The organism is Pseudomonas sp. B3(2017) (assembly GCF_002113595.1).
GTDB classification, from domain to species: domain Bacteria; phylum Pseudomonadota; class Gammaproteobacteria; order Pseudomonadales; family Pseudomonadaceae; genus Aquipseudomonas; species Aquipseudomonas ekonensis.
The window spans coordinates 323,792-340,293 of the sequence record NZ_NEIU01000004.1 but is presented as its reverse complement, the minus strand read 5'-3'; the positions used below and the strand labels follow the sequence as shown (position 1 = coordinate 340,293).

The following is a 16,502-nucleotide window of genomic DNA, read 5'->3' as shown; positions in this document are numbered from 1 at the left end:
GCAGCGCGTGAAACATTTGCGGCGGGCGCCTCTGCTAGAATCCGCCCCATCCACAGCCTGAGAATTGTCCATGAGCGAGCCGATTCGTCTGACCCAATACAGCCACGGCGCCGGTTGCGGCTGCAAGATTTCCCCCCAGGTGCTGGAAGTGATCCTGGCGGGCAGCGGGGCGCAGAACCTCGATCCGAAACTGTGGGTCGGCAACGCCTCGCGCGACGACGCGGCAGTGTATGAGATCGACGCCGAGCGCGGCGTGGTCTCGACCACCGACTTCTTCATGCCGATCGTCGACGACCCGTTCGACTTCGGCCGCATCGCCGCCACCAATGCCATCAGCGACATCTACGCCATGGGCGGCGACCCGCTGATGGCCATCGCCATCCTGGGCTGGCCGGTCAATGTGCTGGCGGCGGAAGTGGCGCGGGAAGTGATCTGCGGCGGGCGCGCGGTGTGCGACGCGGCGGGCATCCCGCTGGCCGGCGGGCACTCGATCGACGCGCCGGAGCCGATCTTCGGCCTGGCCGTCACCGGCCTGGTGGAAAAGCGCCACATGAAGCGCAACGACACCGCCACCGCCGGCTGCCGGCTGTACCTGACCAAACCCTTGGGCATCGGCATCCTCACCACGGCCGAGAAGAAGGGCAAGCTGCGCCATGCCGACATCGGCCTGGCCCGCGACTGGATGTGCACCCTGAACAAGCCCGGCAGCCGCTTCGGCAAACTGGCCGGCGTCACGGCCATGACCGACGTCACCGGTTTCGGCCTGCTCGGGCACCTGGTGGAAATGGCCGACGGCAGCCACCTGACGGCGCGCATCGCCTACGACCGGGTGCCGCGCCTGGCCGGCATCGAGCATTACCTGGAGCAGGGCTGCGTGCCCGGCGGCACCTTGCGCAACTTCGACAGCTATTCGAGCAAGATCGGCCGCTTGCAGGAGCTGCACAAGCGCGTGCTGTGCGATCCGCAGACCAGCGGTGGCCTGCTGATCGCCGTCACCCCCGAAGGCGACGCCGAGTTCCTCGCGGTGGCGGCCGAACTGGGCCTGAGCCTTGAGCCGATCGGCGAACTGGTCGAGCGACAGACCCACGCGGTCGAGGTGGTTTGATGCGCTTCGACTGCACCGATTACCGCGACATCTTCCTCAACGACCGGCCCCTGATGGATGCGCGCGCGCCGGTCGAGTTTCTCAAGGGCTCGTTCCCGGGCGCGGTCAACCGGCCGCTGATGAATGACCACGAGCGCCAACGGATCGGCACCTGCTACAAGCAGCACGGCCAGCAGGCCGCCATCGAACTGGGTTACCGCCTGGTCTCCGGCGCGGTCAAGGCCGAACGCATCCAGGGCTGGGCCGACTTCGCCCGGGCCCACCCCGACGGGCTCCTGTATTGCTTCCGCGGCGGCCTGCGTTCGCAGATCACCCAGCAATGGCTACGGGACGAGGCCGGCATCGACTACCCCCGGGTCGGCGGTGGCTACAAGGCGATGCGTACCTTTCTGATCGACACCCTCGAACAGGCCGTGGCCCAGTGCGATTTCGTGCTGCTGGGCGGCATGACCGGCACCGGCAAGACCGAAGCGCTGGCGCTGCTCGACAACGGCCTGGACCTGGAAGGCCACGCCAATCACCGGGGATCGAGCTTCGGCAAGCGCGCCACCGGCCAGCCGTCGAACATCGATTTCGAGAACCGCCTGGCCATCGACATCCTCAAGAAGCGCGACGCCGGCATCGGCCAGTTCGTGCTGGAGGACGAGAGCCGGGTGGTCGGCAGTTGCGCGCTGCCGTTGCCGCTGTACCAGGGCATGCAGCAGTACCCGATGGTCTGGCTGGAGGACCGTTTCGACCACCGCGTGGAGCGCATCCTGCGCGATTACGTGGTGGATCTGTCGGCGGAGTTCACGGCGGTGCACGGCGAGGCGGGGTTCGCGCTGTTCTCGCAACGCCTGCTGGACAGCCTCAACAACGTGCACAAACGCCTGGGCGGCGAGCGGCACCGGCGGATGCTGGAACTGATGGAGCAGGCCCTGGCCGAGCAGGGCCGCAGCGGCGCGGTGGAACTGCACCGCGGCTGGATCGAGGGCTTGCTGCGCGAGTACTACGATCCGATGTACGTGTTCCAGCGCGAGAAGAAGGGCGCGCGGATCGAGTTCGCGGGGGAGCGGGAGGCGGTGGTTGAGTACTTGAAGGCGCGGGCGAGTCAGCGGCGCTGATGGTGTGGCCGCCCCATCGCCAGCAGGCTGGCTCCCACCCAGATCGGTGTCGCAGGCAAGAACTGTAGGAGCCAGCCTGCTGGCGATGGCGTCAGTGGGGGCGCCGCAGATCCGCGAACTCAGGTCGGGCAGGTGGCCTTGCCGTTGTCCAGCCCCTGCTTGTAGCTGTGGCTCTGCAGGCTGGCCTTGCCGTTGTGCCAGGTCAGGGTCAGCACGTACAGCGAGTCGAAGTCCCCGGCGTCCCAGTCGTTGGTGATGGTCTGCCGCTCGCCCACGGCCTTGCCGGCCACCTTGTTGATCAGCTCCGGCAGGTAGCCGTGGGACCAGGCGGTGTAGATGGTCGCGTTGTGGTACTTGTCGTCGATCAGCTCCCGGGCCAGGTCGCTGGTGTCGTTGGCGGAAAACTCGATGTTCACCGGCAGGCCGAGCCGGATCGCGGCGGGGCTGATGGTCATCAGCGGGCGGATGTAGCTGTAGGTGTTGTCCAGCTCGCCTTCCTCGACGTTGCGCGTGGGGTTGGCGGCGAACACGTAGTCGGCCTTGCCGAACTTCTCCGGCAGCAGGGTCGACAGTTCGAGCGCCCGGTTCAGGCCCTGGCAGTTGAGCTGGCCCAGGCCGCCGGCGGGCTTTTCGGCGTGGCGCAGGAACACCAGCGTCTGTGTGCCGTCCACCGGTTGCGCACGGCTTTCGCTGGACTCAAGCGAAAGGAACAGCGCACTGGCCGCCAGCAGGGAGGGCAGGGCCACGTAGGGGCGGTGCTTGAAGCGTTTGGCGAAGCTCATCAGGTTCGTCATGGGCAAAGGATTCTTCAGCGGATTCGGTCAAGGCGGACAAGCCTGTGCACCTCGGGCTTCCAGCGCCGGGTGTGTTCCCTGTCTTCAATGGCGTTCCTTGCGAAGTGTGTGCGCTCAGAGTCCCCTGAGGCCCGGTTGGTTCGATCCGTGCCCCGGCAGCCTAACCACAAGATGTTACGGTTCGGCGGAGCCTCCATTATGATCGGGGCTTCAATTGTGACTGGATGCTTCCCATGACCGATCTGTCCGCGTTCCCGATCACCCGCAAATGGCCGGCGCAATGCCCCGACTGGATTCAGCTGTATTCCCTGCCGACCCCCAACGGCGTCAAGGTGTCGATCATGCTTGAAGAGATCGGCCTGCCTTACGAGCCGCACCGTGTGGGGTTCGACACCCAGGACCAGATGTCCCCGGAATTCCTGTCGCTGAACCCGAACAACAAGATCCCGGCGATCATCGACCCGCACGGGCCGGATGACCAGCCGCTGCCGCTGTTCGAGTCCGGGGCGATCCTGATCTACCTCGCCGACAAGAGCGGCCAGCTGCTGGCCCACGAAGGCGCGTTGCGTTACGAGACGATCCAGTGGCTGATGTTCCAGATGGGCGGCATCGGCCCGATGTTCGGCCAGCTCGGCTTCTTCAACAAATTCGCCGGCAAGGACTACGAGGACAAGCGCCCCCGCGACCGCTACGTCGAAGAGAGCCGGCGCCTGCTCAGCGTCCTCAATCAGCGGCTCGAAGGCCGCGACTGGATCATGGGCGAGCGCTACACCATCGCCGACATCGCCACGCTCCCGTGGGTGCGCAACCTGATCGGTTTCTACGAGGCGGGGGACCTGGTGGGCATCGGCAATTTCCCCAACGTCACCCGGGTGCTGGAGCGTTTCCTGGCGCGGCCGGCGGTAGTGCGGGGCCTCACGATTCCTTCTTGACGGTCGCCCTGTAGGAGCGAGCCTGCTCACGATGACGGCCCTGACGTCACCGCAACGGGTTCACTCCCGCAGCCCATTGTTGCGCATGCGGTAACGCACTCTTGATTGATCCAGGTTTGTGCGCCGCCCTGGGCAAGGCATAAGCTTCGCCCCCTACGACTTTCGTCTCATTCGCCGTTTTCAGGATAGGCCCCATGTCCAGTCAGTTCCCCGAAGCACGTCCACGCCGTCTGCGCCGCAATGCGAGCCTGCGCAGCCTGTTCCAGGAAACCGAATTCACCCTCAACGATCTGGTGCTGCCGATTTTCGTCGAGGAAGAGATCGACGACTTCGTGCCGATCAAGAGCATGCCCGGCGTGATGCGCATTCCCGAGCGCAAGCTGGCCGGCGAGATCGAGCGTTACGCCCGCGCCGGGATCAAGTCGGTGATGACGTTCGGCGTGTCCCACCACCTGGACGCCAACGGCAGCGACACCTGGCGCGAGAACGGGCTGGTGTCGCGCATGTCGCGGATCGCCAAGGATGCCGTGCCGGAAATGATCGTGATGTCCGACACCTGCTTCTGCGAGTACACCGACCACGGCCATTGCGGCGTGATGCACAACCATGAGGTGGACAACGACCAGACCCTGATCAACCTCGGCAAGCAAGCCGTGGCCGCCGCCCGCGCCGGGGCCGACGTGATCGCGCCGTCGGCGGCGATGGACGGCCAGGTGCAGGCGATCCGCCGGGCGCTGGATGAGGCCGGGTTCGCCCAGACCGCGATCATGGCCTATTCGACCAAGTTCGCCTCGGCCCTCTACGGCCCGTTCCGCGAGGCCGGCGGCAGCGCGCTCAAGGGCGACCGCAAGAGCTACCAGATGAACCCGATGAACCGCCGCGAAGCCCTGCGCGAGTCGCTGCTGGACGAACAGGAAGGCGCCGATGCGCTGATGGTCAAGCCGGCCGGCGCGTACCTGGACATCATCCGCGACATCCGCCAAGCCTCCAACTTGCCGCTGTCGGCGTACCAGGTCAGCGGCGAGTACGCGATGATCAAGTTCGGCGCCCAGGCCGGCGCCATCGACGAAGACCGCGTGGTGCGCGAAAGCCTCGGCGCGATCAAACGGGCCGGTGCGGACCTGATCTTCACCTACTTCGCGATGGATCTGGCCCTGGCCGGGATCTGACCGACCCCTCCATCTTGGATGTGGGAGCCGGCCTGCGGGCGATGGCGGTAGGTCAGGCAACAGAGATGTCGGCTGAACTGGCCTCATCGCTGGCAAGCCAGCTCCCACAAAGTTTGTGGTGTACCTGGATCCTGCAAACACCCGGGATACCTGTGGGAGCCAGCCTGCTGGCGATGGCGTCAGCCCAGGCGCCGCCGGGCCGGGTCAGTTGAAGAACGGCCGGATCCCGTGATCGCGCAGGTAGCGTTCGATCACTTTCGGGTCGGCGCTGTTGTCGGCGACCGCCACGTAGGTGTCCGGGCGCAGCAGGTAGAAGCCGTTGCGCCCCAGGCCCGCCGTCTCGAAGGCCGGGCGCCAGTCGAACACGTGCAGCGGCAGGTTGTGGGCGTGGCACCAGGCGATCATCTCGTCGCTGGTGTCGCCGTACACATGCACCTGCCAGCCGGGGTGGCGCAGCGGTTCGTAGTTGTCGCCCTCGCCGTCGTGGGCCCACGGCAGGCGGTCGCCGCCGTGCACATGGCCGGCCAGCCCTTCGCTCAGCGGCATGCCGCGGTAGTTGAGGGTGATCTGCGACACGGTGCGGAACAGGAACTCGCGGCTGGTCTCGAACGACGCCATTTTCGGGATCAGGAACGGCGCCAGCCGCGTGCGCAGCAAGTCGGCCATGCGCCCTTCGGCGGTGACGAAGCTGAACACCTTGTCGGTGGTCGACACCAGGCGCCGGGCGAAGGCGATGCGCTCGGTCTCGTAGCTGTCGAGCAGCTTGGGCGTGGCGCCGCCGCTGAGCACCGCCGCCAGTTTCCAGGCCAGGTTGATCGCATCGCCGATGCCGGTGTTCATGCCCTGGCCGCCGGCGGGGCTGTGCACGTGTGCCGCGTCGCCGAGCAGGAAGGCCCGGCCGCTGCGGAAGAACTCGGCCACCCGGTGGTGGACCCGGTAGGTGGAGAACCAGTGGACGTCGTCGATGTGCACCTTGAGGTGTTCGATGGCACGGCTGCTGACATCGGAGAACTGCAGGGTCTCGGCGCGCTCCGCACGCTCGTCGCGCACAGTGCCGATCAGCCGTGCACGGCCTTCGCCGGCCAGCGGGAACACGGCGAGGAAGTCCGCTTCGTCCAGGTCCAGGTGCAACTCACCATTGAGCGCAGGGCCGCTGGCCTGGACATCGGCGACATAGAAAATCTGCTGATAGGTGCCGCCGGGGAACCCGCTGTCCAGGTTCTTGCGCACCACCGAACGGGCGCCGTCGCACCCGGCCAGGTAGCAGGCCTGGCAGGTTTCCTGTTCGCCGTCGGGCAGGCGCAGGTGGGCGCTGATGCCGTCGCCGGTCTCCTCGAAGCTTTCCAGGGTGGTGTTGCGTTCGACGGTCACGCCGTAGTCTTCCAGGCGCTCGATCAGCAGCCGTTCGTGTTCGTCCTGCGGGTAGATCTCCAGGAACGCATACGGCGTCAGCCCTTCGCCGATGCGGTGCAGCGGCAACTGCGCCACGGGCTTGCCCTTGACCCAGAAATTGGCCGCCTGCACCCGGTGGCCGCTGCGCACCACGGCGTCGGCCAGGTCCAGTTGCCGGTACAGCTCCAGGGTGCGCGCCTGCACCGCCAGCGCCCGGGAGGTGGTGCCGGGGGCGGAGGCCTTGTCGATGATGCGCACGCGGATCGACAGCTTGCTCAGCCACAGGGCCAGCACCAGACCGGTGGGGCCGGCGCCGATGATCAGTACGTCGCTGCGGTTCATGGCGGTTCTCCCAGGCAGGTGCAACGGCAAGTATGGATCAGCCGGGGAGGGTGGCCAGTCGGGCTGCTCAACGGAATCCGGGCAGTCCCGCCACGGAACAGGGCAGAATGCCGGGAGTCATAGCCAGCACCGGATCCTTGGACAGAACCTTATGCCCACCTTTCGAATGCTCATCGGTCTTGCCGTCTTGGCGGTGCTCGCCGGTTGCGCCGGCCAGCGCGGCGAAGGGCCGGCCGCACGCACGCCGGCCGAGGTCAAGGCGCAGATCGTGCGGCTGCTGCCGGCCGGCACGGCCGACCGTCAGGGCTGGGCCACCGACATCTATGCTGCGTTCGCCGCCCAGAACCTTGACCCGAGCACCGCCAACCTGTGCTCGGTGCTGGCCGTGGCCGAGCAGGAGTCGACCTTCCAGGCGGATCCGCCGGTGCCGGGCCTGGGCAAGATCGCTCGTGACGAAATCGACCGCCGTGCCGCCAAGGCCCACATTCCGGGACTCTTGGTCAGCGGTGCGCTGGCGCTGCGTTCGCCCAACGGCAAGTCCTACAGCGACCGCTTGAGCGCCGCCCGCAGCGAAAAGGAGCTGAGCGGGATCTACGATGACTTCATCGGCATGGTGCCGATGGGCCGCACGCTGTTCGGCGGCTTCAACCCGGTGCACACCGGCGGGCCCATGCAGGTCAGCATCGAATTCGCCGAGCGGCACGCCAAGGACTATCCCTATTCGGTGGACGGGACGATCCGCCGCGAAGTGTTCAGTCGCCGGGGCGGCATGTATTTCGGCATCGCCCATTTGCTGGGGTATCCGGTGAGCTACCGCGAGCCGCTGTACCGCTTCGCCGATTTCAACGCCGGTTGGTACGCCAGCCGTAACGCGGCGTTCCAGAATGCGGTAAGCCGCGCGTCAGGCATCCCGCTGGCGCTGGACGGCGACCTGATCCGGCCGGGGGCGATCATGCCCGGCAGCACGGAGTTGGCCGTGCGGGCATTGGGCAAGTCACTGGGCCTGCGCAATCCGGCGATCCGCGAGCAACTGGAGAAGGGCGACACGCTGGCTTTCGAAGACACCCGGCTGTACCGGAAGGTGTTCGAGTTGGCGGAGCGGGCCGAGGGCAAGCCGCTGCCCCGTGCGGTGTTGCCGGGGATCGTGCTGCAGAGCCCGAAGATCACCCGCAAACTGACCACCGCCTGGTTCGCCAAACGGGTGGACGGGCGCTACCGGCGCTGCATGGCCAAGCAATGAAGAACTGAAAGGCATAAAAAAAACCGGCTGACGGGAGCCGGGTTTTTCCTGGGCTGTTGCGGTGAGGCGAGGCATCAGGCCACGCGACGTTCGATCAGACGGTCCGAGCCACCTTCGGCGACGCGGCGTTCCAGCAGACGGTCCGAGCCGCCTTCGGCGACGCGGCGCTCCAGCAGACGATCCGAGCCACCTTCGGCGACGCGGCGTTCCAGCAGACGATCCGAGCCACCTTCGGCGACGCGGCGTTCCATCAGACGATCCGAGCCACCTTCGGCGACGCGGCGTTCCAGCAGACGATCCGAGCCACCTTCGGCGACGCGGCGTTCCAGCAGACGATCCGAGCCACCTTCGGCGACGCGGCGTTCCAGCAGACGATCCGAACCGCCTTCGGCCAAACGGCTTTCGATCAGTTTGTCCGAGCCGCCTTCGGCGATCATCGTGTGGGCGGAAGGGGCTGCGAAGGCGTTCAGCGCAAGTACCGAGAAAGCGATGCCGAGGATGGTTTGGCGTTTCATGATCGTGTGCTCCAGAGGGTGTTGTCGGTTGGTATGGAGCAGATGTTACGCCCGGGATTTTTTAAGAGAACTTCATTGCCGTGATGGTGAACATCGACGCCGATGATGGTTTGGCGCACGGGCCGTCGGTCAGCGTGATGGGGCCGCGAGGGCGGCGTTATTCGCCGGGCCTTCTACACTGCAAGCGTGAAGCGGAACCGGCAGCCGGAGGAGGGCGCATGTATCAACTGTACGGGCACAGGAATTCGGGCGCGGCGGCCATCGAGGCGGCGCTGGAGCTGTGCCAGATCGCTTACCGTTTCATCGACGTGGAGGCCAGCAGCGAAGCGGCGCAGGAGCTGGCCCGGCTCAACCCGTTGAAGCAGATCCCGACCCTGCAACTGCCTGACGGTCGCGTCATCACCGAGAGCGCGGCGATCCTGGTGCACCTGGGCCTGAGCTTTCCGGAATCCGGCCTGCTGCCGGCCGATGCCGCCGACCGCGATCAGGCGATCCGCGGCATGGTGTACATCGTCAGCAATTGCTACGCGGCCATCGGCGTCATCGACTATCCGGAACGCTGGCTGGTGATGCCGGACGAGGCCTCGCGGCAGAACCTGATGGCCGGCGCCCGCGAACGGCTGCACTGGATGTGGGAAGTGTTCGCCGACCTGTTTTCCGCCGAGCTGTACCTGGACGACGAAAAGCCGGGGGCGCTGGATCTGCTGGCGGCGGTGGTGACCCGCTGGGCCGGCTCCCGCGAGCATCTGCGCCAGACCCGCCCCGGATTCCATGCCTGGCTGGCGCGCATCGACCGCCACCCCGTGCTGGCGCCGGTGTTTGCGCGGCACTGGCCGGCCTGAACGGGCGGGATTGCCTGCCGACGACTGCGGTGGCTGACCCAACGCCATCGCGGGCAAGCCCGCTCCCACAGGTATCCCGGGTGTTTGCTGGATCCAGGTACACCACAAAACCCTGTGGGAGCTGCGGTGCGACGATTCGACTTGCCAGCGATGAGGCCGGCACTGCCGGTATCAGTGGTGGCTGATCCACCGCCATCGCCAGCAGGCTGGCTCCCACAGGTATCCCGGGTGTTTGCAGGATCTAGGTACACCACAAAATCCTGTGGGAGCTGCGGTGCGACGATTCGACTTGCCAGCGATGAGGCCATCACAGCCGACATCTCTGTTGTCTAATCCACCGCCATCGCTGGCAAGCCAGCTCCCACAGGTATCGCCGGTGTCCCCAAGATGCAGGCACACCACAAAACCTTGTGGGAGCTTGCCTGCAAGCGATGAGGCCGGCACTGCCGGTATCAGTGGTGGCTGATCCACTGCCATCGCCAGCAGGCTGGCTCTCACAGTGGAGGGCTCATTCCCCGCGGATGTAGCTCTCCAGCTGCCGGATCAGATCCGCCTGTTCGGCCAGGGCTTCCTTGACCAGGTCGCCGATCGACAGCAGGCCGATCAGTTGGCCGTTCTCCACCACGGGCAAGTGGCGCAGGCGCTTGTCGGACATGATGCCCAGGCAGGTGTCGACGGTCTGGTGGGTGTCCACCGTGATCACCGGTGACACCATGATGTCGCGCACCGGCGTGCCCACCGACGAGCGTCCCTTGAGCACCAGCTTGCGCGCGTAGTCGCGCTCGCTGATGATCCCCTCGACCCGGCCGTCCTTGACCACCAGCAACGCACCGACGTTCTTCGCGGCCATGTCCATCAGGGCCTGCAGCACCATGTCGTCCGGCGAGATGGTGTGCACTTTCTGGTTTTTCTCATCTTTGAGCTTGAGCAGCTGGGCGACGGTCTTCATGGCGGTTACTCAGGGGTTGTCGTTGTTCCTGAAGCATCGTAGACGCCGGCGCGCAGGGCAAGGCCGCAAAACGGCAGATAACACGCAAAAAACGTCATCCGGCAAAAAAACGGCCGGTTCTGCCGGTGTGACGGGGCCGTCCCGGGAAACGGGAGCAAGCTCCTGCGCCCCGGGCCGGGTAGAATGGCCGCCAGATTCCGTTTCCCGAGGTTGCAGTGGTGGATGTACAGCAGGGCTTCGTCCTGACCCGGCATTGGCGCGACACCCCGGCCGGCACCGAAGTCGAGTTCTGGCTGGCGACCGATGCCGGCCCGCGCCGCGTGCGCCTGCCGCACCAGCCGTCGGTGGCGTTCATCCCGGCCGAACAGCGGGGGCCGGCCGAGCGCGTGCTGGCGGACGAAAAGAACGTCGAACTGCGCCCCTTGGCCCTGCAGGATTTCGAACACCGCCCGGTGCTGGGGCTGTACTGCCAGCAGCACGGCCAGCTGATGCGCCTGGAGACCGCGCTCAACCGCGCCGGCGTCGACGTGTTCGAAGCCGACGTGCGCCCGCCCGAACGCTACCTGATGGAGCGCTTCATCACCGCACCGGTGCGGTTCGGCGGCACGCCGGACGCCGATGGCGTGCTGACCGACGCCCACCTCAAACCCGCCCCCGGCTATCGGCCCACGCTGCGGTTGGTGTCGCTGGACATCGAGACCACCGAACAGGGCGAGCTGTATTCCATCGCCCTGGAAGGCTGCGGCGAACGGCAGGTGTACATGCTCGGCGCGCCGAACGGCGACGGCAGCGCCGTCGACTTCGACCTCGAATACTGCGACTCGCGCACCCTGATCCTGAAGAGACTCAACGACTGGTTCGCCCGCCACGACCCCGACGCGATCATCGGCTGGAACCTGGTGCAGTTCGACCTGCGCATCCTCCACGAACACGCGCGGCGCCTGGGCGTGCCGCTCAAGCTGGGGCGCGGCGGGGAAGAGATGCAATGGCGCGAGCACGGCAGCCGCACCCATTTCTTCGCCTCGGCGGCGGGGCGGCTGATCATCGACGGCATCGAGTCGTTGCGCTCGGCGACCTGGAGCTTTCCTTCGTTCAGCCTTGAGAACGTCGCCCAGACCCTGCTCGGCGAAGGCAAGTCCATCGACAACCCGTACCAACGCATGGACGAAATCAACCGCATGTTCGCCGAGGACAAGCCGTCGCTGGCCAAGTACAACCTCAAGGACTGCGAGCTGGTGACGCGGATCTTCGCCAAGACCGACCTGCTGGACTTTCTGCTGGAGCGCGCCAGCGTCACCGGCCTGCCGGCCGACCGCAGCGGCGGCTCGGTGGCGGCGTTCACCCATCTGTACATGCCGCTGATGCACCGCCAAGGTTTCGTGGCGCCGAACCTGGGCACCAACCCGCCCCAGGCCAGCCCCGGCGGATTCGTCATGGACTCGCGGCCGGGGCTGTACGAATCGGTGCTGGTGCTGGACTACAAGAGCCTGTACCCGTCGATCATCCGCACGTTCCTGATCGACCCGGTGGGCCTGATCGAAGGCCTGCGCCAGCCCGGCGACGCCGAGTCCGTGCCGGGCTTTCGCGGTGCGCGGTTTTCCCGTACGCGGCATTGCCTGCCGTCCATCGTGGCGCGTGTTGCCGAGGGCCGGGAACAGGCCAAGCGCGAACGCAACGCGCCGCTGTCCCAGGCGCTGAAGATCATCATGAACGCCTTCTACGGCGTGCTCGGCTCCAGCGGCTGCCGGTTCTTCGATACGCGGCTGGCGTCGTCGATCACCCTGCGCGGCCACGAAATCATGCTGCGCACCCGCCAGTTGATCGAAGCCCAAGGCCACGCGGTGATCTACGGCGACACCGATTCCACCTTCGTCTGGCTGCGCCGGCCCCACGGCCAGGAAGAGGCGGCGCAGATCGGCCGGGCGCTGGTGCAGTCGGTCAACGACTGGTGGCGCGGGCACGTGCGTGAGCAGTACGGGCTGGAGAGCGCCCTGGAGCTGCAGTTCGAGACCCATTACAAGCGCTTCCTGATGCCGACCATCCGCGGCGCCGAGGAGGGCAGCAAAAAGCGTTACGCCGGCCTGGTGACCCGGCCCGACGGCCGCGAGGAAATGGTCTACAAGGGCCTGGAGACCGTGCGCACCGACTGGTCGCCGCTGGCCCGGCAGTTCCAGCAGGAACTGTACGAACGGATCTTCCGGCGCGAGCCCTATCAGGATTACGTGCGCGAATACGTGCGCCAGACCCTGGCCGGCGCGTTCGACGACCGGCTGGTCTACCGCAAGCGCCTGCGCCGCACCCTCGACGACTACGAGCGCAACGTCCCGCCCCATGTGCGCGCCGCGCGCCTGGCCGACGACTACAACGCGCAGCACGGCCGGCCCCGGCAATACCAGAACGGCGGCTGGATCAGCTACGTCATCACCTTGGCCGGCCCCGAGCCGCTGGAGGCGCGCCGGGCGGCCATCGATTACGACCATTACCTCACCCGTCAGCTGCAACCGGTGGCGGATGCGATCCTGCCGTTTGTCGACGACGACTTCTCAACCCTGGTCGGGGGGCAGATGGGCCTGTTTTGAGTCCAGCAGCTGCAGCGTCCATTCGTCCTGGATGCCATGGAAATAGCGCTCCAGGGCCTGATGGAACACGCTGCCGGCGTCGGCGAACTGGGCGAAGAGGGTGGTCGAGGAATGGAACTTCAGATCGTCCGGATGCCCGAAGATCTGCGCCACCGAGCGCTGCGGAACGTTGAGCACCAGCTGCGTGCAGGTGCGCAGCCGGGCGCCGAGCAGGTCATGGGCCAGATAGGCCCGGGCCTCGGCCGCCGAACCGATGGCGAAGCGCCGGGACATCTCGCTGCCGCCGAGCCCGGCGAACTGCGGGAAGACGAACCACATCCAGTGGCTGCGCTTGTGGCCCTCGTCGAGCTCGCGCTGCACCCGCTCGAACACCGGATCCTGGGCCTGGACGAAACGTTGCAGGTTGAACGGGTCGTACTGATCTGTGCTTCTCATGCCGAAGCCCTCGGCCAGTCGGCGGTGGCTCAGACCATGGCCAGCCGCCGCTTGCGGTGTGGCGCCTGAAACACCCGGTCCAGCGCCGCCAGATCCCCGGCGTCCAGTTGAAGCTGCGCCGCCTGCGCATTGAGTCGCACATGCTCGGGGCGCACGGCCTTGGGGATCGCAATCACGCCATCCTGACGCAGAATCCACGCCAGCGAAACCTGTGCGGGGGTGACGCCGTGACGAGCGGCGATCTCTTGCAGCGCGGGCGCCGCCAGCAGCGCGCCGCCCTGGCCGATCGGACAATACGCCATCAATGGCATGCGCTGATGCTGGCACCACGGCAGCAGATCGAATTCGATGCCGCGCTCCTCCAGGTTGTACAGCACCTGATTGGTGGCGCAGGCCGGCACCGACAGCTCTTCGAGGTCATCGACATCGAAGTTCGACACGCCCCAGCGGCCGATCTTGCCGTCCTCGCGCAGGCGCTCGAAGGCCTCGACGGTTTCCTCCAGCGGATACTGGCCGCGCCAATGCAGCAGATAGAGGTCGATGCGCTCGGTGCCGAGGCGGCGCAGGCTGCGTTCGCAGGCTTGGGGAATGCCTTGGCGGCTGGCGTTGTGCGGGTAGACCTTGCTGACCAGGAACACCTGGTCGCGCAGGCCGGCGATGGCTTCGCCGACCACGGTTTCGGCGCCGCCTTCGCCGTACATTTCGGCGGTGTCGATCAGGTTCATGCCCAGCTCGACCCCCAAACGCAGCGCCGCTACCTCGCTACGGTGCGCCGAGCGGTCTTCGCCCATGCGCCAGGTGCCTTGGCCGATCACCGGCACCTGTACGCCGGCGAGTTCGAGTGTACGCATGCAAACCTCCTGTTCTTGAGCGGTCGGGACTTTGGTTGGTCAGCAGGATAGCCCAACCTGATCCGGCAGGAGGTCTGCGGCGGGAATCGGCCTTACTGCGCCGAGAACCGGAACACGACGGATTGGGTGTAGGTCTGGCCGGGATCCAGCCGCGTGCTGGGGAAGCCTTTCTGGTTCGGCGAGTCCGGATAGTGCTGGGTCTCCAGGGTGAAAGCGCCCCAGTGCGGGTACACCTTGCCGCCCTTGCCCTTGACGGTGCCGTCGAGGAAGTTGCCGGTGTAGAACTGCACCCCCGGCTCGCTGGTGTACAGCTGCAAGCGGCGGCCGGAGTGCGGGTCGCTGACTTCGGCCGCCGGTTTGGCCACATCGCCCTTGGCGTCCAGCACCCAGTTGAAATCGAAGCCGCCCTGCTTGGGTTCGGCGAACTTGAGCTGCGGATGATCGTCCTTGATGCGCTGGCCGATGGCGGTGGGCCGGGTGAAGTCCATGGGCGTGCCCGCCACCGGCGCCAGTTCGCCGGTGGGGATGAGCTTGGCGTCGATCGGGGTGTAATGGCCGGCATGCAGGGTGGCGAGTTGCTTGAGGACGTCGCCGTTGCCCGCGCCGGCCAGGTTGAAGTAGCTGTGGTTGGTCAGGTTGAGCACCGTGGGTTTGTCGGTGCTGGCCTTGTAGTCGATGCGCAGTTCGTTGGCGTCGGTGAGGCGGTAGGTCACCTCGGTGGTGAGGTTGCCGGGGAAGCCCATTTCGCCGTCCGCCGACAGGTAAGTCAGGGTCACGCCCACCGAATCCTTGTCTTTCGTCTCGCGGGCCTTCCAGACCTTCTTGTCGAACCCTTGTGGGCCGCCGTGGAGGGCGTTGGTCTTGTCGTTCTGCGGCACCTGGTAGCGCTGGCCGTCGAGCTCGAACGCACCGTCGGCCAAGCGATTGCCGAAGCGGCCGATGGTCGCGCCGAAGTACGCGGTACCGCGCTGGTAGCCCTGCACGTCGTCGAAACCGAGCACGATGTCATCGAGCTTGCCGTGGCGGTCCGGCACCCGCAGCGCCTGCAGGGTGGCGCCGTAGGTGATCACCGTCGCCTGCATGCCGTGGCGGTTGCGCAGGATGTATTGCTCGACAGGGGTGCCGTCATCGGTCTTGCCGAAGGCTTTGTGTTCGCCGGAAAGGCTGGCGGCGTGGGCGGGCAGGGTCGAGAGCATGAGGGACAGTCCGAGGCCGGGGAGCAGGTGACGGGATTGAAGCATGGTGACCTTCCTTTTTGTTGTTTTGGCGGTGGCGTCAAACGGTGAAGGTTTTCGGTGAACTCGCTTATTTAGTCATACTAAATAAGCGAGAAGTTAAATTTATAGCCGCAAAATTGCGTTAGTCCAATTAAAAGTCTGACTAGACTGTGTGGCGCGACATGCCAAAGGTCGGCTGGGCAATGCAGGCATCGCACTTTTGCCCGATCCCCGGCTCTATCCATGGTCAGGTTGCGGCGAGCCCCGTCGCGCAGGAATGAGACTGCCGAAGCATTGATGACCCGTTTGTTCGCCCATATTCAACCCCCGTGCCTGTTGCTGACCTGCCTGGCGGCGCTGCCGCTCGGCGGTTGCAGCCACCAGGACGGCAACGGTTTCATCAGCCAGATCCGCGATGGCCAACCCCAGGAGTTCCTCCAGACCAGCGTCGACCGCATGGCCTCCCTGGCCATGCGCGACAACCTCAACAGCCTCTACCGGTTGATGGGCAAGCTGTACCTGCGCAACCCCGACGAGCTGCGCAAATCGGGATTCCTGAACATCGGCGTCGCCGTCAAACAGGTGCGCCTGGCCATCGAACAGCAACAACCGCTGCCGGTGCTCGGCGGCCGCAAGGATCTGGCGGCGCTGAGCTATGCCATGAGTCCGGAGTTTCTCGGCGACCGGGTCGGCGCGTTCATCTACGCCATCGGCAGCATGCTGGTCACCGCCCACGGCAACCGCACCGAGTTCTACATGACGGACGCGATCAACCCGACCTTCGTCCACAACGCCGCGCGCAACATCGAGAAAGCCACCTGGATCCTGGCCCAACGGCAGAACAAGGAAGGCCAGCCGCTGCTGTTCTCCAACGAGATCTCGGAGGAGGGCAGCAACCTGAGCTTCGCCACCGAGTTCGGCAAGATCGTGGCGCGCCTGGACCTGCTGACCCAGATGCTCGACGAGCGTTACCGGCGCATCGGCCTGAACTACGCCCAGAGCCTGTTGTTCCTGAACTTCCTGCCGGTGCAATAGGA

15 protein-coding genes are annotated in these 16,502 nt (G+C 66.0%); 8 read left to right on the top strand and 7 right to left on the bottom strand.

Annotated elements, in window-relative coordinates; translation table 11 throughout:
• The first annotated feature begins 70 nt into the window (after positions 1–70).
• Both selD and mnmH read left to right on the top strand, forming a co-directional pair.
• Complete coding sequence (gene selD / locus CAG33_RS08565; RefSeq protein WP_085637772.1) at positions 71–1,105, top strand: selenide, water dikinase SelD; 1,035 nt, start codon at positions 71–73, stop codon at positions 1,103–1,105.
• The gene (gene mnmH, locus CAG33_RS08560) at positions 1,105–2,208 is read left to right on the top strand and encodes a tRNA 2-selenouridine(34) synthase MnmH (protein ID WP_085637769.1); all 1,104 of its coding nucleotides are present in this window, start codon (positions 1,105–1,107) and stop codon (positions 2,206–2,208) included. Before selD ends, mnmH begins: the two co-directional genes overlap by 1 nt.
• Positions 2,209–2,327: 119 nt before the next feature.
• On the opposite strand, the gene CAG33_RS08555 is transcribed toward mnmH, so the two are convergent.
• Positions 2,328–3,002 (bottom strand): histidine phosphatase family protein, encoded by a 675-nt coding sequence (locus CAG33_RS08555; protein WP_085637766.1) that lies wholly within the window; start codon positions 3,000–3,002, stop codon positions 2,328–2,330.
• A 233-nt stretch (positions 3,003–3,235) separates the two neighbouring features.
• Here CAG33_RS08555 and CAG33_RS08550 point away from each other — a divergent pair, with 233 nt between their 5' ends.
• Complete coding sequence (locus tag CAG33_RS08550) at positions 3,236–3,934, top strand: glutathione S-transferase family protein (RefSeq protein ID WP_085637764.1); 699 nt, start codon at positions 3,236–3,238, stop codon at positions 3,932–3,934.
• Between the two features lie 194 nt (positions 3,935–4,128).
• On the top strand, positions 4,129–5,103 hold the full coding sequence (gene hemB / locus CAG33_RS08545) for a porphobilinogen synthase (protein ID WP_085579574.1): 975 nt from the start codon (positions 4,129–4,131) through the stop codon (positions 5,101–5,103).
• A gap of 204 nt (positions 5,104–5,307) precedes the next feature.
• Here hemB and CAG33_RS08540 read toward each other — a convergent pair whose 3' ends face one another.
• The gene (locus CAG33_RS08540) at positions 5,308–6,837 is read right to left on the bottom strand and encodes an FAD-dependent oxidoreductase (protein ID WP_085637761.1); all 1,530 of its coding nucleotides are present in this window, start codon (positions 6,835–6,837) and stop codon (positions 5,308–5,310) included.
• 151 nt (positions 6,838–6,988) lie between these two features.
• Between CAG33_RS08540 and CAG33_RS08535 the strand changes: the two genes are divergently transcribed.
• Positions 6,989–8,077, top strand: a complete 1,089-nt coding sequence (locus tag CAG33_RS08535) for a DUF1615 domain-containing protein (RefSeq protein ID WP_085637758.1) — start codon at positions 6,989–6,991, stop codon at positions 8,075–8,077.
• Between the two features lie 74 nt (positions 8,078–8,151).
• Here the strand turns inward: CAG33_RS08535 and CAG33_RS08530 are convergent, their stop codons facing one another.
• Complete coding sequence (locus CAG33_RS08530) at positions 8,152–8,592, bottom strand: phage infection protein (RefSeq protein WP_085637755.1); 441 nt, start codon at positions 8,590–8,592, stop codon at positions 8,152–8,154.
• 218 nt (positions 8,593–8,810) lie between these two features.
• Here CAG33_RS08530 and CAG33_RS08525 point away from each other — a divergent pair, with 218 nt between their 5' ends.
• On the top strand, positions 8,811–9,434 hold the full coding sequence (locus CAG33_RS08525; RefSeq protein WP_085579582.1) for a glutathione S-transferase N-terminal domain-containing protein: 624 nt from the start codon (positions 8,811–8,813) through the stop codon (positions 9,432–9,434).
• 508 nt (positions 9,435–9,942) lie between these two features.
• Here the strand turns inward: CAG33_RS08525 and CAG33_RS08520 are convergent.
• Entirely contained in the window at positions 9,943–10,383 is a 441-nt protein-coding gene (locus tag CAG33_RS08520) for a CBS domain-containing protein (RefSeq protein WP_085579584.1), read from the bottom strand.
• A 218-nt stretch (positions 10,384–10,601) separates the two neighbouring features.
• Here CAG33_RS08520 and CAG33_RS08515 point away from each other — a divergent pair, with 218 nt between their 5' ends.
• A complete protein-coding gene (locus CAG33_RS08515) occupies positions 10,602–12,962 on the top strand; it encodes a DNA polymerase II (RefSeq protein WP_170929994.1) in 2,361 nt (786 codons plus the stop codon).
• Here the strand turns inward: CAG33_RS08515 and CAG33_RS08510 are convergent.
• The 3 genes from CAG33_RS08510 to CAG33_RS08500 all read right to left on the bottom strand — a co-directional run bounded on the left by CAG33_RS08510 (position 12,927) and on the right by CAG33_RS08500 (position 15,489).
• Positions 12,927–13,397 (bottom strand): DUF1810 domain-containing protein, encoded by a 471-nt coding sequence (locus CAG33_RS08510; RefSeq protein ID WP_085637749.1) that lies wholly within the window; start codon positions 13,395–13,397, stop codon positions 12,927–12,929. The two genes, CAG33_RS08515 and CAG33_RS08510, sit on opposite strands and share 36 nt — an antisense overlap.
• Before the next feature lie 29 nt (positions 13,398–13,426).
• Positions 13,427–14,248 carry an aldo/keto reductase gene (locus CAG33_RS08505; protein ID WP_085637746.1) on the bottom strand — a complete coding sequence of 274 codons (822 nt, stop codon included), beginning with the start codon at positions 14,246–14,248 and terminating at the stop codon, positions 13,427–13,429.
• 92 nt (positions 14,249–14,340) lie between these two features.
• Positions 14,341–15,489 carry an aldose epimerase family protein gene (locus CAG33_RS08500; RefSeq protein ID WP_085637742.1) on the bottom strand — a complete coding sequence of 383 codons (1,149 nt, stop codon included), beginning with the start codon at positions 15,487–15,489 and terminating at the stop codon, positions 14,341–14,343.
• Between the two features lie 273 nt (positions 15,490–15,762).
• Here CAG33_RS08500 and CAG33_RS08495 point away from each other — a divergent pair, with 273 nt between their 5' ends.
• Positions 15,763–16,500, top strand: a complete 738-nt coding sequence (locus CAG33_RS08495) for a hypothetical protein (protein ID WP_085637739.1) — start codon at positions 15,763–15,765, stop codon at positions 16,498–16,500.
• Positions 16,501–16,502 lie beyond the last annotated feature (2 nt).

Coding starts and splice junctions, on each gene's coding strand:
- CAG33_RS08520 (WP_085579584.1), bottom strand. CDS start 10,383: ATGAAGACCGTCGCCCAGCTGCTCAAGCTCAAAGATGAGAAAAACCAG.
- CAG33_RS08555 (WP_085637766.1), bottom strand. CDS start 3,002: ATGACGAACCTGATGAGCTTCGCCAAACGCTTCAAGCACCGCCCCTAC.
- CAG33_RS08550 (WP_085637764.1), top strand. CDS start 3,236: ATGACCGATCTGTCCGCGTTCCCGATCACCCGCAAATGGCCGGCGCAA.
- selD (WP_085637772.1), top strand. CDS start 71: ATGAGCGAGCCGATTCGTCTGACCCAATACAGCCACGGCGCCGGTTGC.
- CAG33_RS08510 (WP_085637749.1), bottom strand. CDS start 13,397: ATGAGAAGCACAGATCAGTACGACCCGTTCAACCTGCAACGTTTCGTC.
- CAG33_RS08525 (WP_085579582.1), top strand. CDS start 8,811: ATGTATCAACTGTACGGGCACAGGAATTCGGGCGCGGCGGCCATCGAG.
- CAG33_RS08500 (WP_085637742.1), bottom strand. CDS start 15,489: ATGCTTCAATCCCGTCACCTGCTCCCCGGCCTCGGACTGTCCCTCATG.
- CAG33_RS08535 (WP_085637758.1), top strand. CDS start 6,989: ATGCCCACCTTTCGAATGCTCATCGGTCTTGCCGTCTTGGCGGTGCTC.
- hemB (WP_085579574.1), top strand. CDS start 4,129: ATGTCCAGTCAGTTCCCCGAAGCACGTCCACGCCGTCTGCGCCGCAAT.
- CAG33_RS08495 (WP_085637739.1), top strand. CDS start 15,763: ATGACCCGTTTGTTCGCCCATATTCAACCCCCGTGCCTGTTGCTGACC.
- mnmH (WP_085637769.1), top strand. CDS start 1,105: ATGCGCTTCGACTGCACCGATTACCGCGACATCTTCCTCAACGACCGG.
- CAG33_RS08530 (WP_085637755.1), bottom strand. CDS start 8,592: ATGAAACGCCAAACCATCCTCGGCATCGCTTTCTCGGTACTTGCGCTG.
- CAG33_RS08505 (WP_085637746.1), bottom strand. CDS start 14,248: ATGCGTACACTCGAACTCGCCGGCGTACAGGTGCCGGTGATCGGCCAA.
- CAG33_RS08540 (WP_085637761.1), bottom strand. CDS start 6,837: ATGAACCGCAGCGACGTACTGATCATCGGCGCCGGCCCCACCGGTCTG.